This is a genomic window from Paenibacillus sp. GYB003 (assembly GCF_036577625.1).
Classification (GTDB): domain Bacteria; phylum Bacillota; class Bacilli; order Paenibacillales; family NBRC-103111; genus Paenibacillus_AB.
The window spans coordinates 20,957-41,796 of record NZ_JARBDC010000025.1 but is presented as its reverse complement, the minus strand read 5'-3'; the positions used below and the strand labels follow the sequence as shown (position 1 = coordinate 41,796).

Sequence of the window (20,840 nt, the reverse complement as noted above, 5' to 3'; positions counted from 1 at the left end):
CCTCCAATATTTTTTCAACGATTCTCACCTTGTTCCATTCGTCTTCTGTCAGTGTAATTGTCTCCTGTCCCATAGTGACATTATCTCAGAACAGTTATGGTATGACATTATCACAGACGAACAACACACGGTGAACGAAGCGTTGACAAAAGCGGACCCCGCACTCTATAATGCAATCAATCGAATAGAACGGTCAGGTTTGAGACCAGGAGTAAAACCCTAATCCGTATGCACGGCTTTCGCTCTCGCGAAGGCGTGTTTACTATGGATCGGGGTTTTTCTTGTTTTCGGCGCTCGCTTGACGGAAGGGTGGCAGAGACGATTGCGAGGATATATTTTCGATTTGGACGGCACGGTCTATTTGGGCAACCGGATGATCGAAGGGGCGGCCGAGGCGATTCGAACGCTGCGGGAACGGGGAGACAAGGTGCTGTTTTTATCCAACAAGCCGATCGCGACGCGCGGCTCCTATGCGGAAAAGCTGACCCGGATGGGCATTCCGACCGAGGTGGACGACGTGCTCAATTCGTCGCTGATCGTCGCGCGGTATTTGCGCAAAACGATGCGGCCGGGACAGCGCGTCTACGTCATCGGCGAGGAACCGATTCGCCGGGAGCTGCTCGATCACGGCATCGACTGCACGGATCGGGACGAGGAGGCGGATATCGTCGTCCTGTCGTGGGACCGGGAGTTTACGTACGCCAAGCTGAACGCGCTGTACCAAGCCGCGCTGCGGGGGGCCGCCGTCATCGCGTCGAATCCCGACGCCACGTGTCCGCTCGAGAACGGCCAGCTGCCGGATACGGGGACGATGATCGCGGCGCTGGAAACGGCCCTCGGCCGACCGGCCGTTACGGTCGTCGGCAAGCCGTCGCGCATCGCGGCGGAAACGGCGGCCGAGCGGCTCGGACTCGCCTACGGCGACTGCTTCGTGATCGGCGACCGGCTGGAAACGGACATCCGCATGGCCAACGACTGCGGCATGCATTCGGTGCTCGTGCTGACGGGAGTCGGCACGGCGGAAATGGCGGAAGCGGGACCGGACCGGCCGCGAACGATTTTGCCCAGCATCGCGAAAATCGCCGATCTGTAGGACCGCAAACCGGGCGATCCGTGGTATAATGGACAATAGTCCATGACGAAGGAGCTTTCCCATGTATCCGATAGTCGATATCGTGGAGCATCAAACGATTGCCGCCGTACAGAAGGAGGCGGATCTGGACGCGGCGCTGCGCGGCGACGTGAACGTCGTGTTTTTGCTGACGGGCTCGCTGCTGAACGTTCAAGAGCTGACCCAGCGCGTCAAGGATGCGGGCAAGCACGTCTTTTTGCATATGGAATTTATCGAAGGCATCGCTCCGGACCGGAGCGGGGTCGCCTACGTCGCCCGGAACGTCAAGCCGACCGGGATCATTTCGACGAAAAGCGCGATCGTCAAAACGGCCAAGGACAGCGGCCTGCTGGCGATCCAGCGCATTTTCCTGATCGACCGCAACGCCGTGCTGCGCGGCATCAAGGCGGTGGAGCAAAGCTCGCCGGATGCGATCGAGGTGATGCCGGGCATTATGCCGCGCATCATCCGCGAGATGACGACGATGACTCCGCTTCCGATTATCGCGGGCGGGCTTGTCGGCAACCGGCACGAAATCGACGAAGGGCTGGAGGCGGGAGCGCTTGCCGTATCGGTAGGCAAACCCGAGCTGTGGTAAGCCGCCCGGCCGCAAAGCCGAATATCGCACCCCGTTTCGCGAAAGCGAAACTTGCTGGCGCGTCCGATTGGGTACGGAGACCGAGAGAATGCCCGAGGGCCGAGGCAGCCTTTTTTCGCGATGCGGGAAAAGGAGCTTCCGGCGCTTCGGCGCCGTTCGCTCGGTCTTTTTTGTTTGGGGACGAAGCCGCCGGAGCGCGTCTTCGTTCCCGATCCATAACCATACGAACCGAAAGGAAGAGTGACTATGAAACCGCATGACAACCTGATGGTCATCGCCCACCGCGGCGCCGCCGGCGAAGCGCCGGAAAATACGCTGGGCGCTTTCGCCCTCGGGCTCGAGCAAGGCTGTACCGGCATCGAGCTGGACGTTCATCTGTCCAAGGACGGGGAAATCATCGTCTGCCACGACGCGACGATCGACCGGACGACCGACCGCAAAGGCGCGATTCACGAGCTGACGGTCGAGGAGCTGAAGAAAGCCGACGCCGGCCGCTGGTTTGACGAGCGGTTCGAGGGCGAGCGGCTGCCGCTGCTCGAGGAAGTGTTCGACCTCGTGCCGCCCGCCGTCGAGATCAACGTCGAGATTAAAGCCGGAGTCGGCGACATCGTTCCCGCGCTCATTCGGCTCATGCGGCGCAAAGACCGGCTTGCCGGCGTTTTCGTCTCCTCGTTCGATTTCGACATTTTGGAGCGGCTGAAGGAGCAGGAGCCGGAGGCGCGGATCGGGCTGCTGTACAACATCCGGATGAAAAACCAATACCGGATGGCCCAGCTGCTGGACGGCCCCGTGTATTCGCTTCATCCCCACTGGAGCCGGCTCGACGAGCAAAACGTGCGCGCGGCGACCGAACGCGGCTTGCGCGTCTATCCGTGGACCGTCAACAAAGAGGACGATATGCGCAAAATGATCGCCTGCGGCGTATCCGGCATCATTACCGATTATCCGGGCCGTCTGAAGCGTCTGCTGGAAAGCTGACGCCGCCGTCCGCCGCCTCCCGCAGCATGGCGATAAACGCCGCGAGCGTTCGCGAAATCCAGCGTCCCGCCGGGTAGACGAGCTGCACGTAGACGCGCAGCTCGGGATGCGAGAACGGGAGCGCCCGAAGCCGTCCGTCCGCGATTTCGGCCGCGACCGCGCACGCGGGCAGAAGCGCCATGCCGAGTCCGTGCAGGACGCAGCGCTTGATCGCCTCGACGCTCCCGAGCTCGCACGACAGCTGCGGACGGACGCCGTGGCCGTGCAGCAGCCCGGTAAGCATGCTCCGGTACGAGCAGCTCGGCTCCGGGGCGACCCAGGCGTGGCGGGCGAAGTCGCCCGGCCGGACATGCGCGGCTTCCGCCAGCGGATGATCGGGCCTCGCGACGAGCAGCAGCGGCTCCTCCTTCAGCACGACGCGCACAAGCTCCGGATCGGAGCTTGTTTGCTTTTCCAGCAGGATGCCCGCATCGTACACGCCTTTCCGGACGCCGTGCAGCAGCTCCGCCTCGCCTTCGGTTTGCAGCAGCAGCTCGGCCCGCGGGAACGTCTCCTTCAGCCGGCGCACGTAAGGCGGCAAGTAAAACGCCGCCATCGACTCGATCGAGCCGACCGTCAGCGAGCCCGCCGTTTCCGCGGAGACGGCCTGCAGCGACTCCTCCGCCAAATCGAGCAGCCGGTCGGCGAACGCGAGCAGCTGCTGGCCGCCCGGCGTCAGCCGAATGCCCCGTCCGCTCCGCTCGAACAGCGGCACGCCGTAATGCTGCTCGAGCTTGCGGATTTGCGCGGTTACGCTCGACTGCGCATAGCCGAGCGAATCGGCGGCGCGGGTGACGTTCATAAGCCGGGCCGTCTCCTTGAACGTGCGCAGCAAAGCCAAATCCATCCCCATTCCTCCCAATCCCAATCGATCGATAAAACCGATCGTTCTTATCGTTTATTATAGCTAACGCCGATTGCGATTCCTATGCTACATTGGTTCCAGAGCCGGCATCCCGGCCGGCGACATCGCGAGGAGGGATCGTTCATGTTGGCAAACAGGTTGAAAGGCGTCATCGTTCCGGTCGTCGCGCCGTTTACCCCGGACGGAAAGCCGGATCTCGAAAGCTTCCGGAATCTCGTGCAATCGCTGCTCGATCAAGGCGTGCACGGCATTGTCGTAAACGGCACGACGGGGGAAAGCCCGACGGTCCGTTGGGAGGAGGCGAGCCGCATGGCCGAGATCGCCATCGAGGCGAGAGGGCGGCCGGGCGTGCCGATCCTGCTCGGTACCGGCTCGAACGATACGGCGGAAGCGGTGCGGCTGACGCGGAAAGCCCGGTCGCTCGGCGCGGACGGCGCGCTCGTCGTAACCCCGTATTACAACCGCCCGTCGGCGGAGGGCGTCTTGGAGCATTACAGACGGGTCGCCGACGTCGGGCTGCCGGTCGTGGCGTACCATATTCCGTACCGGACCGGATTGGAGCTGTCGCCGGACGCGCTGGCCGCGCTGCTTGAAATCGAGGGCGTGGCGGGCCTGAAGGAAAGCAGCGGGGGGATTCGCAACGTTCTCGAGCTCGCCGGCCGGACGGACAAAGCGCTTCTGTGCGGCGACGATTCGTATTTTTACGCGGCGCTGTGCTGCGGCGCCGACGGAGGGATGCTGGCTTCGGCGAACGTGTTCACGGACCGCTTCGTGAAGCTGTACGACCTGTACGTCAAGCGGCGCGTCAAAGACGCGAAGCTGGTATTCGACGAATTGGCGCCGCTGGTCCGGCTGCTGTTCGCGGAGCCGAACCCCGCGCCTTTGAAATGGGTGTTGGCGCAGGCCGGGCGCATTCGTTCGGACGCGGTGCGGCTGCCCTTGACGCCGATCGGCGAGGAGCTGAAGCTGCGGCTGGAGCCGTTTTTGCAAGGCTATAGGAAATAACTATTAAAATCATATGTATCATATATTGGAACAATGAGCGCCGTGGCTTCATACTGGACGTATCAAGCCGAAGGGATGGTGCGCTCATGAGCGGCAACAAACAGAACGAAAGTGCAAGTCCGACCTGGAACGCCTCGCTGTACGATTCGCGAATCGGTTACGTATCGGAGTACGGGAGGTCCGTTCTCCAATTGCTTGACGCCCGGCCGGGGGAGACGGTGCTCGATATCGGCTGCGGCACCGGAGATTTGTGCCGGGAGCTGGCGAACGTCGGGGCGCTGCCGTACGGCATCGATTTTTCGCCGGACATGGTCTGCCGGGCGCGGGAAAAGTACCCGGATTTGGTTTTCGAGGCGGCGGATGCACGCACGTACCGCCCGGATCGCCGGTACGACGCCGTCTTTTCCAACGCCGCGCTGCATTGGATCAAGCCGCCGGAGGCCGTCCTCCGGACCGCGCGCAGCGCGTTGAAGCCGGGCGGACGGTTCGTCGCGGAATTCGGCGGCAAGCATAACGTCGGCGTCATCGTAAGCGCGGCGACCGAAGCGCTGGCCGGGTTCGGGATCGACGCCGAGGCGCGCCATCCGTGGTATTTTCCGTCCGTAGCCGAATATGCGACTTTGCTCGAGGAGGCGGGGTTCCGGGTCGAGTTCGCGCTCCATTTCGCCAGACCGACGCCGCTGGACGACGGGGAGCGCGGCTTGGACCACTGGCTCGACATGTTCGGCGGCAGCTTTTTCGCCGGGATGACGGAAGCGGAGAAGCGCGAAGCGTATGCGGAGACGAAGCGGCTGGCGAAGCCGGAGCTGTTCCGCGACGGACGGTGGTTCGCCGACTATTGGCGGCTGCGCATCGTCGCCTTGTGTGAAAGCGAATCGGTTTAGGAAATAAGACCTATTATCTTGTCGAATTCGATATGGTACTCTGGTATCAGTCATATCGCATGCATTCGGATAAAGGCAAACCTGCTCGAAAGACAGGGACGCAAAGCCGCGGGTCTAAAACGAAAGCAACGCCGAGCGCCATGGACGGATCTGCCGTTCCCCACGCGCCGCCGGGCCGAACCGTTTCGTCATGACAGCCGGGCCGCCCAATAGTCGATCCATACCGTCATTTAAACGGACGGCGCCTTAGGGCGGCGTCCGTTTTGTCGTGGCAACCTGCCGCGGTGCTGCACGCATTTTAGACGACGGGGGTGAACGAATTGGACGAAATTACGGAATTGAAAACCGATTTGCGACGCTTGACCGTCGAGTTGATCGGCAGGTGCGGCTATTGCTCCATGATCTCCTCGAACATCGAATTCAAAACTCCGATCTACTGCACCAAGTTTACCGGAACAGTCCACCCGACTTGCGTGGACGTGCATACGTGCCTCGCCTGCCAGGAATACAAGAGAGGCTGAGCCGCGCCGCGGCGTCTAGGACTAATTTCGCATTCTTGCAATTCCGAAAAATAATCGTTGTCTGAAAGGAATTGATTCATTATACTAGTTACGTATTTGTGACAAATCATGACAAAAGGAGACTGTATTTGTAAAATGAGTTACAACATTGCGGTCAAAAGCCAGCTCGACGCTCGCGAACTGCTGATTCTCGAGCAAGAAGTGAAAAATCAAGGCAAAAATATGGTGGTCGCCTATATTCTTTGGTACTTTCTCGGGCTGTTCGGGGGCCATCGCTTTTATTTGAGGAAAAAAGGGTCGGCCATCGCCCAATTGATTTTATCGATCACGATGATCGGGATGATCGTAACGTGCATATGGTGGCTGATCGACGCGTTTCTTTTACATACGTGGGTCAAAGATCACAACCGGGAAGTGGAAGGACGCGTCATGGATCAAATCATGATGCAAAAAAATGCGTAACCGCATGAACCGTTAGGAGCGTCGGCATGCATACGAAACAAGATTTGACGCTGAACGAATTGATGGTGTTCCAATCGGAAATGCGGTCCGCCGAGAAGTCGACCGCCATCGCTTACTTGATGCTGCTCGGGGGGCATCTGGGCTTGCACCGGTTTTATTTGAAAAGGCCGGGAACGGGCGCCCTGCAGCTCGTCCTCTTTTTGCTGTCGGTCGTGTTCTATATTATGCTAAGCGTCGGCTCCGCGATGGAGTCCGTCGCCCTCATCGTCGTGTCGGCGATTTTGTTCGCGCTGCCGGCTCTCGCCTTGTTCGTATGGGTGATCGTCGATTTGTTTCTGCTCCCCCGTATGCTGCGGGAGTACAACGGCAAAATCGAGCAAGAGATCGTGCAGGAAATATTGCGCCACCGGCATATGGAGCAGCTGATGGGCCGCAGTCGACCGGAAAACGGCATATTGTAAAAGGCTACAGGCGTCCGCAGGGACGCCTGCTTTGTTATCGGGCCGCGTCCGGGCGAAAATTCCGAATGCGAGGCACCTTTTCCTTCCCGCTGAATATCGCTAGTAATAGGCGAATATGCCGGAAGGAGGTGAAGCTTGCGATGGAGTTTCGCAATTTGACCGCAGGCATCTCGAAAAAAGTGATGATCAAGCCGCGATTGCAAATCCGCTACCCCCAGCTGACCGGACTGCCGAACCGGAAAGCGCAGATGGTCATGAACGACCGGATTTTGCGTCTCGTATACGGGCTCATTCAGGGGCAAGGGTACGTGCAGGACCCGAAAATCGAAATCGCCGGGACGTACGACATCAAGCTGAACGGCGACGGACTGATCAGCATCGTGTTTCAAAACTACGCCTACTCGCCGGGAGCCGCTCACGGATTGACGGTGCAGAAGTCGCTGACGATGGATTTGTGGGACGGCCGCGAGTACAGGTTTCACGATTTGTTTCGGGAAAACAGCGGGTACAAGGAAAAAATCGACGCCATTTTGCGCAGGCAGATCGAAGAACACGACGTGCCCATTTTGGAGTCGACTCCGTTCAAAGGCGTAGGGCCGAATCAAGACTACTACTTGACCCCGAACGAGCTGGTCGTCTACTTCCAGCTGTACGAATATACGCCTTACGCTTACGGATTTCCGACATTCCCGATTCCGTTCTCCGAAATATCCGACATCGCCGCGCCAGGCGGGCCGATCGCCCGGCTCGAGCAGGTCGCCCCGCTCATGTAAGGGAAAAGCTTTCTTTGCGCCGTCCGGCGGGAGAAAGCTTCTTTTTTTGCGCGGAAAGGGGCACTTCCGTGGGGAAGGCTTCCAGGCCCGCCTGCGACGGCTTGCGCGGCTTTGGGCGAATCGGTGCGGCGCACCCCGCATTTTAAGGTTGAAACGAGGGAGTGGAGGCGATATAATCGTATTATGCATTATATATAATATATAACAATGAAGACGGTTTGGCCGTACGAAGGCTAAACCCGGGAGAAGGAGCGAACGCTGCGATGACGGATCAAGTAAAAGTCGCCATTATCGGGCTCGGCAGCTGGGGAAGCTGCCATTTGGAAGCGTTTCATTCGATGCCCCAGGCGGAAGTGGTCGCGGTATGCGACCGCGACGAGGAGAAGGCGAAGCGGCTTGCGGAGAAGTACGGGGTGAGGCACGCGTACGGCCGCGGCGAAGAGCTGCTGGAGCGTAGCGATATCGACCTGGTCAGCATCGCGACGTTCGAGCACGAGCATTTCGGGCCGGCCGCCATGGCGCTCCGCTCGGGCAAGCATGTGCTGGTCGAGAAGCCGGTGTCGACGAAGCTGGAGGAGGCGGCCGGGATGGCGAAGCTGGCGGAGGAGAACGGCACGTTTATTTTCGCCGGGCATCTGCTCCGGTTCGAGCCGCGGTACGCGGACATCTATCAGGCGATCCGGTCGGGCCGGATCGGCGCGCCCCAGAGCATGTACCTGAAACGCGGCCGGACGAAAGGGATGTTCCGCACGTACAAGCGGACGCATACCGTGTTCGAGCTGACGGTGCACGATCTCGATATCGCGATCTGGTACGCGGGAAGCCGGGTCAAATCGGTCAAGGCGTACGGCAAGGCGGTTCACGACGACGTCGTGCCGGATATTTTATGGTCGTGCCTCGAATTCGAAAACGGAACGATCGCCTTCCTGCACAGCAACTGGATGACGCCGGACGAAGCGGGCATCGTCATGAACGACGCGGCGGAAATTATCGGCACGAGCGGAACGGCGCAGTTCGCGAACGGCGGCTCCAACTTGCAGCTGTGGGACGAGCGGGGGCGGACGTCGCCGGACTATTTCATTCATCATGCGTTAAACGGCAGCACGTTCGGCGCGCTGCGCGAGCAGCTTACGTATATTTGCTCGTGCGTCGCCCGGGGGACGAAGCCCGAATATACGTCGTTCGACGACGCGGTGCACGGCATCGCCGTCGCCGAAGCGATTATCCGCTCGTGCGAGAGCGGGCGGGAGGAACGACCGCGGGCGTGAGCGGAGAAGCTTCGGGAAGGAGCCGGATTTGAGGCTATGAGACTGTACGGGAAAATAGGCCTGATCACCGGAGCGGGCTCCGGCATCGGAAGAAGCGCCGCGCTTCTGTTTGCGAGCGAGGGGGCGTCCGTCGTCGTGAACGACGTGGACGACGGCGGCGGCTTGGAGACGGTTCGCCAAATCGAGGCGAACGGCGGAGAAGCGGTGTACGTTCGCGCCGCCGTCACGAAGCCGGACGAGGCGAGCCGCATGGCGGAGCGGGCGATCGCCCGGTTCGGGCGGATCGACGTCCTGTTCAACAACGCGGGCGTAAGCGGGGTCGGCATGCTGCACGAAATCGAGCCCGACGCATGGGACCGGACGATGAGCATCAATATAAAAGGCGTTTACTTGCCGAGCAAATATATCGTGCCGCACATGATGGAGCGCAAAGCCGGCGCGATCATCAACATGTCGTCGTGCGTCGCCGAGATCGGCCTGGCGCGCAGAGCGTCGTACGCGGCGACGAAAGGGGCGGTGCTGGCGCTGACGAAGTCGATGCAGGTCGACTACGCGCCGTACGGCATTCGCGTGAACGCGCTGCTGCCGGGAACGATCATGACGCCGTTTGTGGAAAGCTATTTGCGCGATTCGTACGACGACCCGGCGGCCGCGATCGAGTCGATCAAGAAGCGGCAGCTGTGCGAACGGCTCGGCCGTCCCGAGGACGTCGCCCGGGCGGCGCTGTTTCTCGCCTCGGACGAATCGAGGTTTATGATGGGCTCGCCTTTGTACGTGGACGGCGGCACCGTTTTCGGCAAAAACGCCTGATTCGCGCGAATGTCCCGTTCCGCGCGGCGGCGCTGCCCATGGCGAATTTCCGGGATCGGACAGCCGGAATGCGGTAAGCATCGCGGCGGAGCTCGGCCGATTGGAACGGGCGCGGAGACGCGGCAGGGCGGCGGCGAATGTGGTACAATGGAGGAAACGGAAAAGACGGGGTGTGATTCGATTGAACGCGACGGTACCGAAGCTTCGCCCGGCCGCGGCGCTGCTGTTCGCCGCCGAGTTGGCCGCCATCGCCGTTTTGCTGATGCGATACGACGGGGCGATGAGCGTCGGCTTTTTACTCGCGCTTCCTTTGCTCGGCTTGCTGCAAAGCCTGCGGCCGAGACGAACGGACGGGGGCGTGCGGGACAAGCTGTTTGTTGCGATGCAAGCGCTGCTGCTGCTGCTGCCGCCGCTTCTGTTTTACGCCTTTCAGCCGAACGTTTCGCGCGAACAAGCCGTCGCCCTGGTGCGCTCCATTCATACGGAAGCCGCGAGCATCGTCAACGAAAACGAGAAAAGCTTTGTCGCGATGGATGGCCTGACGAACCCGTTTATATCGAAAGGGTACAAAATCGTCGTCTCCGAAAACGGCGCTTTGACCGAATACGCCGTCAACCCGGTTACGGGCAAAGTGTCCGAGCTGAGATGAACGTTGGAAATAATGCAGACCGCCCGACCCGAAGCCGGCCGGGGCGGCACGCATAGCCTTGCGTGCAAACGACCGGCTCGCGATCCGGGGTGGGGGGGATAAGGCATGAATCGCATGACGACATCCCGCGCGGGGGTACGCCTCCGTGACGGGATGTTTTTTTGTCGTTCAAGCGCTAATGCGCTGCGCGGCTTTCCGTAGCGGAGACGGTGCCCGTAACCGTGCCCCACGGTTCAATGCAGAGGACCTTTCATTCGCGGGATACGTAACGCTCTCCAAAAAGTTGCCCAATATCGGAACTTCATAAGTGTATGCCAACGTTGAGCTACCTGATCAAATAAACTTTTGTCTATATAACCGATTTGGTACAATAAAGGGGGAACGACGGCCAAGGCACAGCGGAAATTGCCATCAAACCGGACCGCGCGGAAACAACAATGCACCACTTTATGCGGTGCGGAAAGTGAGCGATGGATGAAGGAACGTTTGACCAAAAAGCAACTGGAAACCGCGATAGAGGAAATGACAAACCGGATCAGGGAAGAAATCTTAACCGGAAAGCGTAAATACGGAGAATTCCTTCCTTCCGAGAAGACGTTTTCACAACAATACGGAATCAACAATAAAGCAGTTCGTCAAGGTCTGGACATTCTCGTTTCCGAACAGCTCATTGAAAAAATCCCCCGGGTCGGCAACAAAGTCGTAAAACCGGAGCGGGAGACAAGTCCGGTAGTCCAATTTGCCTATTACAATTCGCTCGTAACGGAAGCGGTAGTGGAGCAACTGATCGCGGACTTCCACCGACTCAATCCTTGTATAAGGATAAAACCTGTACCGATTGGCCCAAACGACTACTTTCGAACGATGACCAAATTGATGGATCAAGGTGCGGTTGATGTTTTGACCGTCAATCATACCGGATTCAGGGGGTTCAAGGAGATGGGCGGGACCGATTATTTGGCGCCATTAGAACCCGATCCCAATATGTATCCATTCTTAACCGAAGCGTTCATGTTGAACGGGCAATTAAAAGTGAAGCCGATGATGTTCTCCCCGCTTATTTTATGCTATAACAAAAATCATTTTCGAGAAAGCGGACTCCCCGAGCCGGATGGGAGTTGGCGCTGGAAACAACTGTTCGAAGCGGCGGAAAAGCTTACCAAAAAAGGGGAAAGACTTGGGTTTTATTGCCACTTCCTGTCCCAGAATAGATGGCCGGTATTCTTTCTTCAAAGTGGGGCGACCTTTCAACGGAATGAGAGAGGAACGTTCCAAATATGCGGAACGGCATTAATGGATGGTTTAAGGGCGGGCCGGGAACTTGTCATGATGCAAAATCGGAATCCGCTGCTGTTGTCCGAAAACGACAGCGATGCGGAAAAACTGTTTTTCAGTGGAAAAGTTTCTACAATTATGACAACCTACATTCGTTTGAATCATTTTTCGGTATTGAGCCCGGAGTTTGCTTTCGATCTGGCACCCTTGCCTTATTTACATGAACCGAGAACGCTGCTGCAAGTCGTCGGACTGGCGATATACAGCCGATCGGCGGTCAAGCCGGGTGCGAAATGCTTTGTTGATTACATGACTTCTTATCGGGCTCAATTGATTATTCGTCAGCGAACGTTGAGCATTCCCGCCTTGAAAGAAGCTGCCGAATGGACCGGAGCAGAGGTCGGCTACAGGCCGTCACGATTTTATATGTACCGGGAAATTACTCCTACTTACCGTTCGTTCGACGATTTGAATCTAAGCCAAGACCAGCTTTTGCGCTTTGTGCGCGAAGCCAAATTATATTGGTCCGGAATTGAAACGGAAGAAGGCGTTTGCCAACGTTTGGAAGAGGTATTGTAACCTTCAGTTCCACCGATACAGTGGTTCTGGAGGTTTTTTAATTCAAAAACTTTGCTTATGGAATCAATTGAACATGTTAGGTTTATGAAATATAATGAAAATGTTAAAATGAAACCAATAAAAGAATTAGTGAGGATTGAAATTTGATCGAATGGAGAGGAACTCTATGTCGAGTGATGTGAAAATCAGTTGCGCAAGTATTAGTATTCGATTGGTGTGAACGTTGACACCCCCCTGATGTACCTGATATGTTTAAGACCAATGAAACTTGTAAGAACCATCAAATTATTGGAACGAAGAGGTTCAAAGACGTGGAAGAATCATCGCGAAAGTCCGCACAGTTGAAATTGCAGCATATGGTGAATACGATCAGGCAGCAAATCGTATTCGGCTTCTATAGGCAGGGACAGTTTCTTCCTTCTGAAAAGGCAATTGCCAAAGAGTATGAATTGAGTAACGTGACGGTTCGGGAAGGGCTGGATATTCTCGTATCCGAAAGGCTCATCGAGAAAATTCCAAGGATCGGTAATCGGGTCGTTCAACCGGAACAGTACGGGATTAAAGTAATCCAATTTGCTTATTACAAATCGATGGTATTGGAAGCGGCTTTGGAGAGGCTCATTGACGGGTTTCATCGCACCTATCCGAATATACGGGTAAAACTTATACCGATCGATTTCAACGACCCGAAGAAGATGATGTCTTTAATGGACGATGGAGAAGTCGATGTCTTTTCCATTAATCATCATGGGTTTCTAAAATTTATCGAGATGAACGGAACCGATTACTTGGAACCGCTTGACTTCGATGACGAGACGTACCCGTTTTTAAAGTCTGCCTTTCTGAAAGACGCGCAGTTGAAGGCGAAGCCGTTTCTGTTTTCTCCGCTCGTTCTATGCTACAATATGCAGCATTTTCAGGAACAGGATTTGCTTGAGCCCGATAGCGGGTGGCGTTGGGACCAGTTGTTCGAGTATGCGGATCGCCTGGCCGTCGAGAACAAAAGACTGGGCTTCTATTGCCACGTTTTGTCGCTAAACCGATGGCCGGTCTTTTTTCTGCAGAGCGGAAAAACATTTCAACGTGACGCTCGCGGGAAAGTGGCTATCCGGGGAACTCCGCTGATGGATGGATTAAGGGCGTGCAAAAAGTTTGTCGAACTGCTGAACCGAAATCCGTTATTTCTTTCGGAGAACGAAAAGGATGCGGAGGAATTGTTTTTCAAAGGGAAAGTATCGATGATTATGACAAGTTACCTTCGTTTGAATCATTACGCGCATAACTTGCAGTTCCCGTTCGAGCTTGCTCCCTTGCCTTATTTGCACGAAGCCGCCACATTGCTGCAAGTGATCGGCTTATCCGTATACGAACGCTCGAAGTTGAAGGAAAGTGCCAGATGTCTCGTGGATTATTTGACTTCCTATGAAGCACAGCTGATGATTCGGCAGCATACGCTAAGCATCCCAGCTCTAAAAAGGGCCGCAGAATGGAAAGGAGAAGAGCGCAGCTACAGACCGTCAAGATTTTTTATGTACCGGGATATTATCCCCACCTATCGTCTGATCGACTATTTGGAGCTGAGTCAGCAGGAGCTGGATCGGTTTCGAGGAGAAGCGAAGTTATATTGGTCGGGATTGGAGACGGAACAAGATATATGCAAGCGTTTGGAAGCCATTTTGGAGCATAAACCAGTTGGCAGCTTGTAATTTTATCAGCCCTTTCGCTTTCCGTCGGGAAGCCAAACGGGCTTTGTTTGTGTTCTGTATGGGTACCGCGCTGCTCCATGCTTTGCTATATATGTTTAATGAATGATCGTCGTGTCCGTTCCACTGCGGGAAGGGATGTCTTGCCGCTTCGGGATTGTTGGCCCAGCGTTTTTTTGGATCGGGCTACTCGCTTGATCGCGCCCATTTCGTACGGGGGCCCATGGTTAATAGAACTGCCGATCCTACTATTAGAAGCCCACCGACAGACTGGAACAATACGAACGGTTGTGCAAGCCACAAGAAGGAAAGGAGGATGGTCGTTAAAGGCTCGACGCTTGTCAGTATGGATGTCTCCACCGGCTTTAAATAACGCAGGCTGGATACGTAAAGAAAAAACGCCAATCCGGTGCCGAATAGGATGATAAACCCGATCAGGAGCAAGGAAAACGGGTCCAAGCCATCGAGTGTACTCACATTATCATTTAGCGAATTGCCAAACAGGCCAAAGAAAATACCGCCGATGAGCATCCCCCATCCGCTTGTCAAAGCCGGTCCCCATTTTTGCAAGAGGTTGATTGGATAGACGGTATAAAAAGCGAAAGTCAAGGAAGTCAGTAGCCCCCACAAAATCCCTTCGATAGAAAGCGAGGTTATATGAAAACTTCCTCCGGTTACGACCAGGAATATTCCCAGAAATGCCGCGAACATCGATATCCATTCTATTGATGCGGGCAACCGTTGTACTCTTAATGTTATATAGGCTGCAATTAATACGGGTCCCAAAAACTGGAATAACGTTGCGCTTACGGCATTTCCGTTTGCGATCGTATTCATGAAAGAGTACTGCAGGCCGAGAATTCCTACTATGCCGTAAAGAGCGATTTGCAGGTATGCCGATTTTTCTGTCCAGATGATCCAAATATTTTTCTTGCAAGCAAGCAAAGTAATCAAGATGACCAGGCCTGCGGGGATAAGGCGAAGCGGGATCAGCCATTCGACACTGGCATGGTCGTGATCCAGCAACCATTGAATCATCGTACTTGCTATTCCCCAACATATCGATCCCAATATAATCATGAAAATACCGGTATACCGATTGTTTTTCAACACGAAGCCACCTTCTTTTCACTCGAATAACCGCGCAATTAACCTTACTCACGTACTATGATAGTATAATCGAGTATTGGTGCTGCGTTTAGCCCCACATTTTTCATTTTGTATGGTACCAGATTAGGAGAGCGAATATGATTGATTTATTGCCGATTTTAACTACGGACAGCCCCGAGCCCTTATACTTGCAGCTGTACAAGTACATTCGGAGGCAAATTGAATCCGGGGATATTCCGGCGCATGCGAAAATGCCGTCCAAAAGGAAACTGGCAAACTCTTTAAAGATCAGTCAGAACACGGTCACTGCCGCTTATCAGCAATTGGTGGCAGAAGGTTATCTGGAAGCCAGGACCAGGAGCGGTCATTATGTGGGCACCGTAGCAGAGGACGGTTTTGTCCCGAGGTCGCTCAGGTCGAAACAGACAATGAAGGAATGGGCCGATGAACGCGACGGATACGACTTTGTGTTTGATCATGCGAGCGTGGATTGCAGCGCTTTTCCATTGGATTCATGGAGGAAGCTGTACAAAGAGGTGCTCTTTGAGACAGAGATTCTTGCGACGCTTGGGGACCCTCAAGGGGACTACGGATTAAGGTATGAAATTTCGGAATACCTGTATCGATCGCGAGGAGTTCAATGCTCACCCGGTCATCTTATTGTCGGCTCCGGAACGCAAACGCTGCTTTTGTTGTTGGTCCAAATCATCGGATGGAATCGAAAGTATGCCATGGAGGATCCGGGGTACTCCAAGGCAAGAAAGGTGCTGCAACACAATGGAGCCCAAATAAAGCCGATCCCGTTGGATCAGGAAGGGCTGAGTATTCGCGCATTACGGGAACAAGAGGTGGACATTGTTTATGTAACACCTTCACATCAGTTTCCAACGGGGATTGTAATGCCCATCTCAAGAAGATATGAATTGCTTCAATGGGCTGCGGAAAAGAGCGCAAGATATATTATCGAGGACGATTATGATAGTGAATTCAGATATTCGAGCAAACCGATCCCTTCGCTTCAAGGCCTGGATACGAACGGAAAGGTGATCTATATGGGTACTTTCTCAAAGGCACTGATGCCGTCGCTCCGACTCAGCTACATGGTGTTGCCGACTGAGCTTCTGGATATATATCGGGATCGATTCTCATTTTATTCCCAAACGGTATCGAGGATAGAACAACAAGTGATGGAGCGGTTTATGCGCGAAGGCTTCTGGGCCAGTCATATTCAAAAAATGAGAAACCTGTATGGACGCAAAAAAGAAGTATTGGTGTCCTCATTACGCAGGTCTTTCGGGAATGAATTGCAAATTGAAGGACTGGATGGAGGCTTGCATGTAATAGTAGGATTTGATCGCCCTATTTCGGAGCGGGAATTGATCCGCAGGGCAAAGCAAGAGAAGGTACTTGTGCAATCTTTATCTCTGCATTACGCGGACAATACCCGGCCGGAATTATGTAACATGGTTTTGCTGGGGTTCGCGAATCTTACTGCGGATCAAATTCAAGAGGGAGTGCTCCGGTTAGAAAGAGCATGGTCTGACATCGTCGGTGAGAGTCCCTAATCCAAAACGGTTTGGATCAAGTATTGCAGCCTCCGGTCCGCTTACACAGCGGATTTGGAGTTTTTTTTGAAAATTCAGCGTTGTAATCAATTGAACTTTTGCAGGTTTATGTACTATAATGAAAACGCATTAAATAAAATCAGATATTAACCAGAAAGACAAGGAATGAATCGAGGAGGAACGAGATGGCGAATTATGTGAAAATTAGTTGTTTAAGCGCCCCATTGTGTCCGGTGGCCCCGGAAGTCGACTTGCAGGAGGCCGTCGAAAAAGTGATCACGTATTGGCGCGAAAAGCTGAAGCAAGTATTGCCGGATCGTCCGGACATTATCGTTTTGCCGGAATGCTGCGATCGCCCCGATGTGACCATGTACCCGGCACAGCGCCGCCAGGAGTATTATCGCCACCGCAAAGATCAGGTTCGCGATTTTTTTGCCGGAGTGGCGAAGGAGCATCGTTGCTATATCGCTTATGCGGCCGTGCGGGAGATGGAGGACGGCACCTTCCGGAATAGTATCCAACTGATTGACCGTACCGGCGCGGTCGTTGGCGTATACAACAAAAATCATCTTGTCATTGCCGAACATGACAAGTATGGAATCCTTTACGGCAAAGAAGCGCCCATAATTGAAACCGATTTTGGCCGGGTGGCATGCGCCATCTGTTTTGATCTGAATTTCGAAGAATTGCGGATCCAATACGCGCAGGCGAAGCCTGATCTTATATTGTTCAGCTCCGCTTACCACGGAGGCTTGATGCAAAACTACTGGGCTTACTCTTGCCGAGCTTTTTTTGCCGGTTCCGTCTATACGAAGTCGCCCAGCTCCATTCTTTCTCCGGTGGGGGACGTGATTGGTGAAAGCACGAATTATTTCCACTTCGTCACGCGTACGGTAAATTTGGATTGCCGAGTCATTCATCTCGACTTGAATCGAACCAAATTTAATGCGATCAAAGCGAAATACGGAGCAAAAGTGAATATTTATGACCCCGGTCGGCTTGGGGCGGTCATCATTTCGAGTGAATCGGAGGATTTCACCATCGAGGAGATTATCCGCGAATTCGAACTGGAGCTTTTGGACGATTATATGTCGCGGTCGCTTGCGCACCGTCATGCTCCCGGTCATATCGAATGTTGAAGCTCCGAATCATTGTTCAGAATCTTTAATATAACGAGTCGTTTCCAGTAGTCCCGGGAAGACGCTTTCCGGGACTACTGGAATTCAAGAGGTCCAACCTGTACGACGATTTAAGAATGGAGGGGGATTCAGGATGAGAAAGCGGCACCTCATCGGCATAATCAACCCGGTGTTTTTTGTCTGTTTGTTTATGCTGCTTCATGTCCAGCCTTCGTTAGCGGTCGCAGAGCAGCCGGAGCCTGATCGCGGCGTTTTCGAAGGAACGGTCCCCCTGATGGTGAATCAAAATCAAGGCGAGCCGGGAGAACACCTTGTTCGAACGCCGGAGGAACTGGAGCAGGCAATCGCCACGGCGGTTCCCGGTGATATGATTATAATGCAAGATGGTACTTGGAAAGATATTGATATTATTTTTAAAGCGATTGGCACTGAGGGGAAGCCGATTACTTTAAGGGCCCAGACACAAGGGGAAGTGATCATATCCGGTTCATCCTCGCTTCGCATCTCGGGTCAGTACCTGGTCGTAGACGGCTTGCATTTTAAAGATGGATCATCTTCGCATTCTCTGCATTTAATTGAATTTAGGGATGGGCAAGACCATGCCTACCATAGCCGGCTTACCAATATCGTGATATCGGAATTTAATAAGGATCGTGCTCGCGAGGATGCTTCAGACACTTGGGTCGGTCTATTCGGTTCGCACAATCGAGTGGATCATTCCTTTTTCCATGGAAAAACAAGTGTAGGCAGAGTGATCATTGTTTGGCGTCCGACCCATGAAACAAACCATCATCGCATTGATCATAACTATTTTAAAGATATTCCGAGTGACGGCGGCAATGGAACCATCGCCATTCGAATCGGCGATGGAACCCAGGGGATGTCATCCTCTGCTACGATAGTAGAAGACAATTTATTTGAAAATATGCAGGGATTTGGAAAGATCATCAACATTAAATCAAGCGGCAATACGATCCGCAACAATACTTTTGTCAGAGCTTCCGGGAGCATTATGGTTCGACACGGAAATGGCAATCTGATTGAGGGGAACGTCATTCTGCCAGGGCTTGAAGATAAATATACCGGCGGCATCACGCTTATTGGGGAAGATCATATCGTACGCAACAACTACATTCAAGGGACGCGGTCAAGCGGGAAAGCCGCCATCGCGCTAATAGAAGGCGACGCGAATAATTATCCTGGAAAAGGCAGCTATTATCCCAGCAAGAATGTAGTGATTGAAAACAATACGCTCGTCGATAATGACAAAAATATGATTATCGGTCAACTCTACGATCCGAAGTCCGAATTGACGGTGCCCGTGGAAAACGTAACCTTCAGAGAAAATGCCGTGCTCGGGAACGGAAATATGACTCCCATGGTCCTGGTATTAGATGAACCTAGTGGAGTGACTTATGCCAACAATCAATTTTATAACGGCAGCTTTCATGGCATCAAAGATATTCCAGGCATTGACATCCGGCAACCCGCACTGCAACTCGGCGAAAATGGAATGTACGGCTACACGAAAGACAATACATTGAAAGGAAACAAGATTACAACGCCGCTTTTAAGGACAGAGGTTGGTCCCGAGTGGATAAAATCACGATGGGCAGAATTCGGAATTGAAGACAAGCCGTATGTGGATTTGCCTGTGAAAAATTTGATTAAGGAAACCGTAAACGAAACGGTCAAATCCGAAGGAGGCGGTCTTTCATCAGGTGGAGCCGTTGCCGAGACAGCCGGGCAGACAGATAACTATGGATCGTCAAACCGCGGCTTCTTGTACACGAGTTTCGGGATTGTATTCATTATGGCTCTATCTGCATCAGCTTTGGCTGTTCTTAAACGTCGTAAACGCACGCAGTCATAACTAACATTGTCGGTCTTTGTCTTCAGCCCTTTCACTTCCCGGCGGGAAGTTGAAAGGGCATTATTTGTATGCGGGCGTTGGCATATAACCTAGAAATAATCAGTTGACAAAGTCAGGTTTATTTATTAATTTTGAGTAGAGGTAAAATAAATCATAATTAAATCAGGATGCGGGGAGAAATCGATGAAAAAAATTGCGATGCTGCAAGGGAAAGAAATGACGGATAGTATTTTTGCTCAGAAGCATCTGGATAGGCTTGACAGCATGGGGAGGCTGGTGATCAATCCGATTTCGGGAAAACCGTCGCCCGAGCATGTGGCGGAACTGATCGAAGGAGCGGAAGTAGCCATCACGTCTTGGGGATGCCCGCCGCTTACGTCCGCGATTTTGGATCGCGCTCCCAACTTGAAAGTGATTCTGCATGCTGCCGGGACGATCAAGGGCATCGTTGTTCCGGAGGTAGGGGAGAGAGGAATACGAGTCAGCAACGCCAGCGATGCGTTAGGCCAAGGGGTAGCCGAAACGGCGCTCGGTTTGACTATCGTTTCACTGAAAAATATTTGGCGGCTTGCACAAAACATGAGAAAAGGGGAGTGGTCCAAGGAAAACGTGACGGAGCTGTACGATATAACGGTTGGGGTTATCGGAGCAGGTCGGGCAGGGGGGCATTATATACGGTTGTTGCGTCAGTTTAATGTTCGCATACTGGTCTTTGATCCGGCCCAGAGCGAGGAGCGCATCAATGAGATGGGGGCGGAGCTGGTGAGTCTGGAACAGCTTCTGCGGGAATCCGATGTCGTCTCGATTCACGCGCCGGCCATTCCGGAAACGGCGGGGATGCTGAACGAAGAAAGATTGTCCTTGATGAAGGACGAGGCCATCCTCATCAACACCGCCCGGGGGACCATCATCGACGAAGCCGCTCTGACAGCGGAACTGACCAAGGGGAGACTTTGGGCGTGTCTGGATGTGACTTATCCGGAGCCGGCGGCGGCCGATCATCCGTTTCGTTCTTTGCCCAATGTAATCCTGACACCGCATATTGCCGGCGCGGTCAATAACGGCAAGCGGCGTATCGCCGCTTACGTCATCGACGAGTTGGAGCGATTCCAAAAAGGGCTTCCGATGCACGGAGAAGTCAATCTGAGCAACTTACACGTGATGGCCTGAAG

At 54.1% G+C, this 20,840-nt stretch carries 20 protein-coding genes and 1 riboswitch; of the genes, 18 read left to right on the top strand and 2 right to left on the bottom strand.

Going from position 1 to position 20,840, the window contains the following annotated elements:
* Positions 1-322 precede the first annotated feature (322 nt).
* From PV407_RS09870 to PV407_RS09860, 3 genes are all read left to right on the top strand, one after another.
* Positions 323-1,093 (top strand): HAD-IIA family hydrolase, encoded by a 771-nt coding sequence (locus tag PV407_RS09870; RefSeq protein WP_332089750.1) that lies wholly within the window; start codon positions 323-325, stop codon positions 1,091-1,093.
* Positions 1,094-1,154: 61 nt separating this feature from the next.
* Positions 1,155-1,709, top strand: coding sequence for a glycerol-3-phosphate responsive antiterminator (locus tag PV407_RS09865; RefSeq protein WP_332089749.1), 555 nt, complete (start codon positions 1,155-1,157; stop codon positions 1,707-1,709).
* A 246-nt stretch (positions 1,710-1,955) separates the two neighbouring features.
* A complete protein-coding gene (locus PV407_RS09860; RefSeq protein WP_332089748.1) occupies positions 1,956-2,687 on the top strand; it encodes a glycerophosphodiester phosphodiesterase in 732 nt (243 codons plus the stop codon).
* On the opposite strand, the gene PV407_RS09855 is transcribed toward PV407_RS09860, so the two are convergent.
* A complete protein-coding gene (locus PV407_RS09855; protein ID WP_332089747.1) occupies positions 2,644-3,573 on the bottom strand; it encodes a LysR family transcriptional regulator in 930 nt (309 codons plus the stop codon). The genes PV407_RS09860 and PV407_RS09855 overlap by 44 nt on opposite strands.
* Before the next feature lie 141 nt (positions 3,574-3,714).
* Here PV407_RS09855 and dapA point away from each other — a divergent pair, with 141 nt between their 5' ends.
* From dapA to PV407_RS09800, 11 genes are all read left to right on the top strand, one after another.
* Positions 3,715-4,596 carry a 4-hydroxy-tetrahydrodipicolinate synthase gene (dapA, locus tag PV407_RS09850; RefSeq protein ID WP_332089746.1) on the top strand — a complete coding sequence of 294 codons (882 nt, stop codon included), beginning with the start codon at positions 3,715-3,717 and terminating at the stop codon, positions 4,594-4,596.
* A gap of 86 nt (positions 4,597-4,682) precedes the next feature.
* On the top strand, positions 4,683-5,480 hold the full coding sequence (locus tag PV407_RS09845) for a methyltransferase domain-containing protein (protein ID WP_332089745.1): 798 nt from the start codon (positions 4,683-4,685) through the stop codon (positions 5,478-5,480).
* A gap of 64 nt (positions 5,481-5,544) precedes the next feature.
* Positions 5,545-5,690, top strand: a riboswitch (cyclic di-GMP riboswitch).
* Between the two features lie 110 nt (positions 5,691-5,800).
* Positions 5,801-6,001 carry a hypothetical protein gene (locus PV407_RS09840; protein ID WP_332089744.1) on the top strand — a complete coding sequence of 67 codons (201 nt, stop codon included), beginning with the start codon at positions 5,801-5,803 and terminating at the stop codon, positions 5,999-6,001.
* Positions 6,002-6,136: 135 nt separating this feature from the next.
* Positions 6,137-6,463: a TM2 domain-containing protein gene (locus PV407_RS09835; protein WP_332089743.1), complete on the top strand. Its 327-nt coding sequence runs from the start codon at positions 6,137-6,139 to the stop codon at positions 6,461-6,463.
* A gap of 26 nt (positions 6,464-6,489) precedes the next feature.
* Positions 6,490-6,924: an NINE protein gene (locus PV407_RS09830; RefSeq protein WP_332089742.1), complete on the top strand. Its 435-nt coding sequence runs from the start codon at positions 6,490-6,492 to the stop codon at positions 6,922-6,924.
* A 140-nt stretch (positions 6,925-7,064) separates the two neighbouring features.
* Positions 7,065-7,697 carry a DUF3298 and DUF4163 domain-containing protein gene (locus PV407_RS09825; protein WP_332089741.1) on the top strand — a complete coding sequence of 211 codons (633 nt, stop codon included), beginning with the start codon at positions 7,065-7,067 and terminating at the stop codon, positions 7,695-7,697.
* A gap of 263 nt (positions 7,698-7,960) precedes the next feature.
* Entirely contained in the window at positions 7,961-8,965 is a 1,005-nt protein-coding gene (locus PV407_RS09820) for a Gfo/Idh/MocA family protein (RefSeq protein WP_332089740.1), read from the top strand.
* Between the two features lie 36 nt (positions 8,966-9,001).
* Positions 9,002-9,775: an SDR family NAD(P)-dependent oxidoreductase gene (locus tag PV407_RS09815; RefSeq protein WP_332089739.1), complete on the top strand. Its 774-nt coding sequence runs from the start codon at positions 9,002-9,004 to the stop codon at positions 9,773-9,775.
* A 181-nt stretch (positions 9,776-9,956) separates the two neighbouring features.
* Positions 9,957-10,424: a hypothetical protein gene (locus tag PV407_RS09810; RefSeq protein WP_332089738.1), complete on the top strand. Its 468-nt coding sequence runs from the start codon at positions 9,957-9,959 to the stop codon at positions 10,422-10,424.
* Positions 10,425-10,898: 474 nt separating this feature from the next.
* A complete protein-coding gene (locus tag PV407_RS09805; protein ID WP_332089737.1) occupies positions 10,899-12,278 on the top strand; it encodes an extracellular solute-binding protein in 1,380 nt (459 codons plus the stop codon).
* A gap of 311 nt (positions 12,279-12,589) precedes the next feature.
* Entirely contained in the window at positions 12,590-13,984 is a 1,395-nt protein-coding gene (locus tag PV407_RS09800; protein WP_332089736.1) for an extracellular solute-binding protein, read from the top strand.
* A 183-nt stretch (positions 13,985-14,167) separates the two neighbouring features.
* Here the strand turns inward: PV407_RS09800 and PV407_RS09795 are convergent, their stop codons facing one another.
* Positions 14,168-15,061 carry a DMT family transporter gene (locus PV407_RS09795; protein WP_332089751.1) on the bottom strand — a complete coding sequence of 298 codons (894 nt, stop codon included), beginning with the start codon at positions 15,059-15,061 and terminating at the stop codon, positions 14,168-14,170.
* Positions 15,062-15,228: 167 nt separating this feature from the next.
* Between PV407_RS09795 and pdxR the strand changes: the two genes are divergently transcribed.
* From pdxR to PV407_RS09775, 4 genes are all read left to right on the top strand, one after another.
* A complete protein-coding gene (gene pdxR, locus PV407_RS09790) occupies positions 15,229-16,656 on the top strand; it encodes a MocR-like pyridoxine biosynthesis transcription factor PdxR (protein ID WP_332089735.1) in 1,428 nt (475 codons plus the stop codon).
* A 185-nt stretch (positions 16,657-16,841) separates the two neighbouring features.
* A complete protein-coding gene (locus PV407_RS09785; RefSeq protein WP_332089734.1) occupies positions 16,842-17,795 on the top strand; it encodes a carbon-nitrogen hydrolase family protein in 954 nt (317 codons plus the stop codon).
* Between the two features lie 133 nt (positions 17,796-17,928).
* Positions 17,929-19,668 carry a polysaccharide lyase 6 family protein gene (locus tag PV407_RS09780; protein ID WP_332089733.1) on the top strand — a complete coding sequence of 580 codons (1,740 nt, stop codon included), beginning with the start codon at positions 17,929-17,931 and terminating at the stop codon, positions 19,666-19,668.
* A gap of 183 nt (positions 19,669-19,851) precedes the next feature.
* Entirely contained in the window at positions 19,852-20,838 is a 987-nt protein-coding gene (locus tag PV407_RS09775; RefSeq protein ID WP_332089732.1) for a hydroxyacid dehydrogenase, read from the top strand.
* The last annotated feature ends 2 nt before the right edge of the window (positions 20,839-20,840 follow it).

Excerpts from the sequence above, each read along its gene's own strand:
- PV407_RS09865 (WP_332089749.1), top strand. The coding sequence starts at position 1,155 with ATGTATCCGATAGTCGATATCGTGGAGCATCAAACGATTGCCGCCGTA.
- PV407_RS09860 (WP_332089748.1), top strand. The coding sequence starts at position 1,956 with ATGAAACCGCATGACAACCTGATGGTCATCGCCCACCGCGGCGCCGCC.
- PV407_RS09855 (WP_332089747.1), bottom strand. The coding sequence starts at position 3,573 with ATGGATTTGGCTTTGCTGCGCACGTTCAAGGAGACGGCCCGGCTTATG.
- dapA (WP_332089746.1), top strand. The coding sequence starts at position 3,715 with ATGTTGGCAAACAGGTTGAAAGGCGTCATCGTTCCGGTCGTCGCGCCG.
- PV407_RS09845 (WP_332089745.1), top strand. The coding sequence starts at position 4,683 with ATGAGCGGCAACAAACAGAACGAAAGTGCAAGTCCGACCTGGAACGCC.
- PV407_RS09835 (WP_332089743.1), top strand. The coding sequence starts at position 6,137 with ATGAGTTACAACATTGCGGTCAAAAGCCAGCTCGACGCTCGCGAACTG.
- PV407_RS09830 (WP_332089742.1), top strand. The coding sequence starts at position 6,490 with ATGCATACGAAACAAGATTTGACGCTGAACGAATTGATGGTGTTCCAA.
- PV407_RS09825 (WP_332089741.1), top strand. The coding sequence starts at position 7,065 with ATGGAGTTTCGCAATTTGACCGCAGGCATCTCGAAAAAAGTGATGATC.
- PV407_RS09820 (WP_332089740.1), top strand. The coding sequence starts at position 7,961 with ATGACGGATCAAGTAAAAGTCGCCATTATCGGGCTCGGCAGCTGGGGA.
- PV407_RS09815 (WP_332089739.1), top strand. The coding sequence starts at position 9,002 with ATGAGACTGTACGGGAAAATAGGCCTGATCACCGGAGCGGGCTCCGGC.
- PV407_RS09805 (WP_332089737.1), top strand. The coding sequence starts at position 10,899 with ATGAAGGAACGTTTGACCAAAAAGCAACTGGAAACCGCGATAGAGGAA.
- PV407_RS09795 (WP_332089751.1), bottom strand. The coding sequence starts at position 15,061 with ATGATTATATTGGGATCGATATGTTGGGGAATAGCAAGTACGATGATT.
- pdxR (WP_332089735.1), top strand. The coding sequence starts at position 15,229 with ATGATTGATTTATTGCCGATTTTAACTACGGACAGCCCCGAGCCCTTA.
- PV407_RS09785 (WP_332089734.1), top strand. The coding sequence starts at position 16,842 with ATGGCGAATTATGTGAAAATTAGTTGTTTAAGCGCCCCATTGTGTCCG.
- PV407_RS09780 (WP_332089733.1), top strand. The coding sequence starts at position 17,929 with ATGAGAAAGCGGCACCTCATCGGCATAATCAACCCGGTGTTTTTTGTC.
- PV407_RS09775 (WP_332089732.1), top strand. The coding sequence starts at position 19,852 with ATGAAAAAAATTGCGATGCTGCAAGGGAAAGAAATGACGGATAGTATT.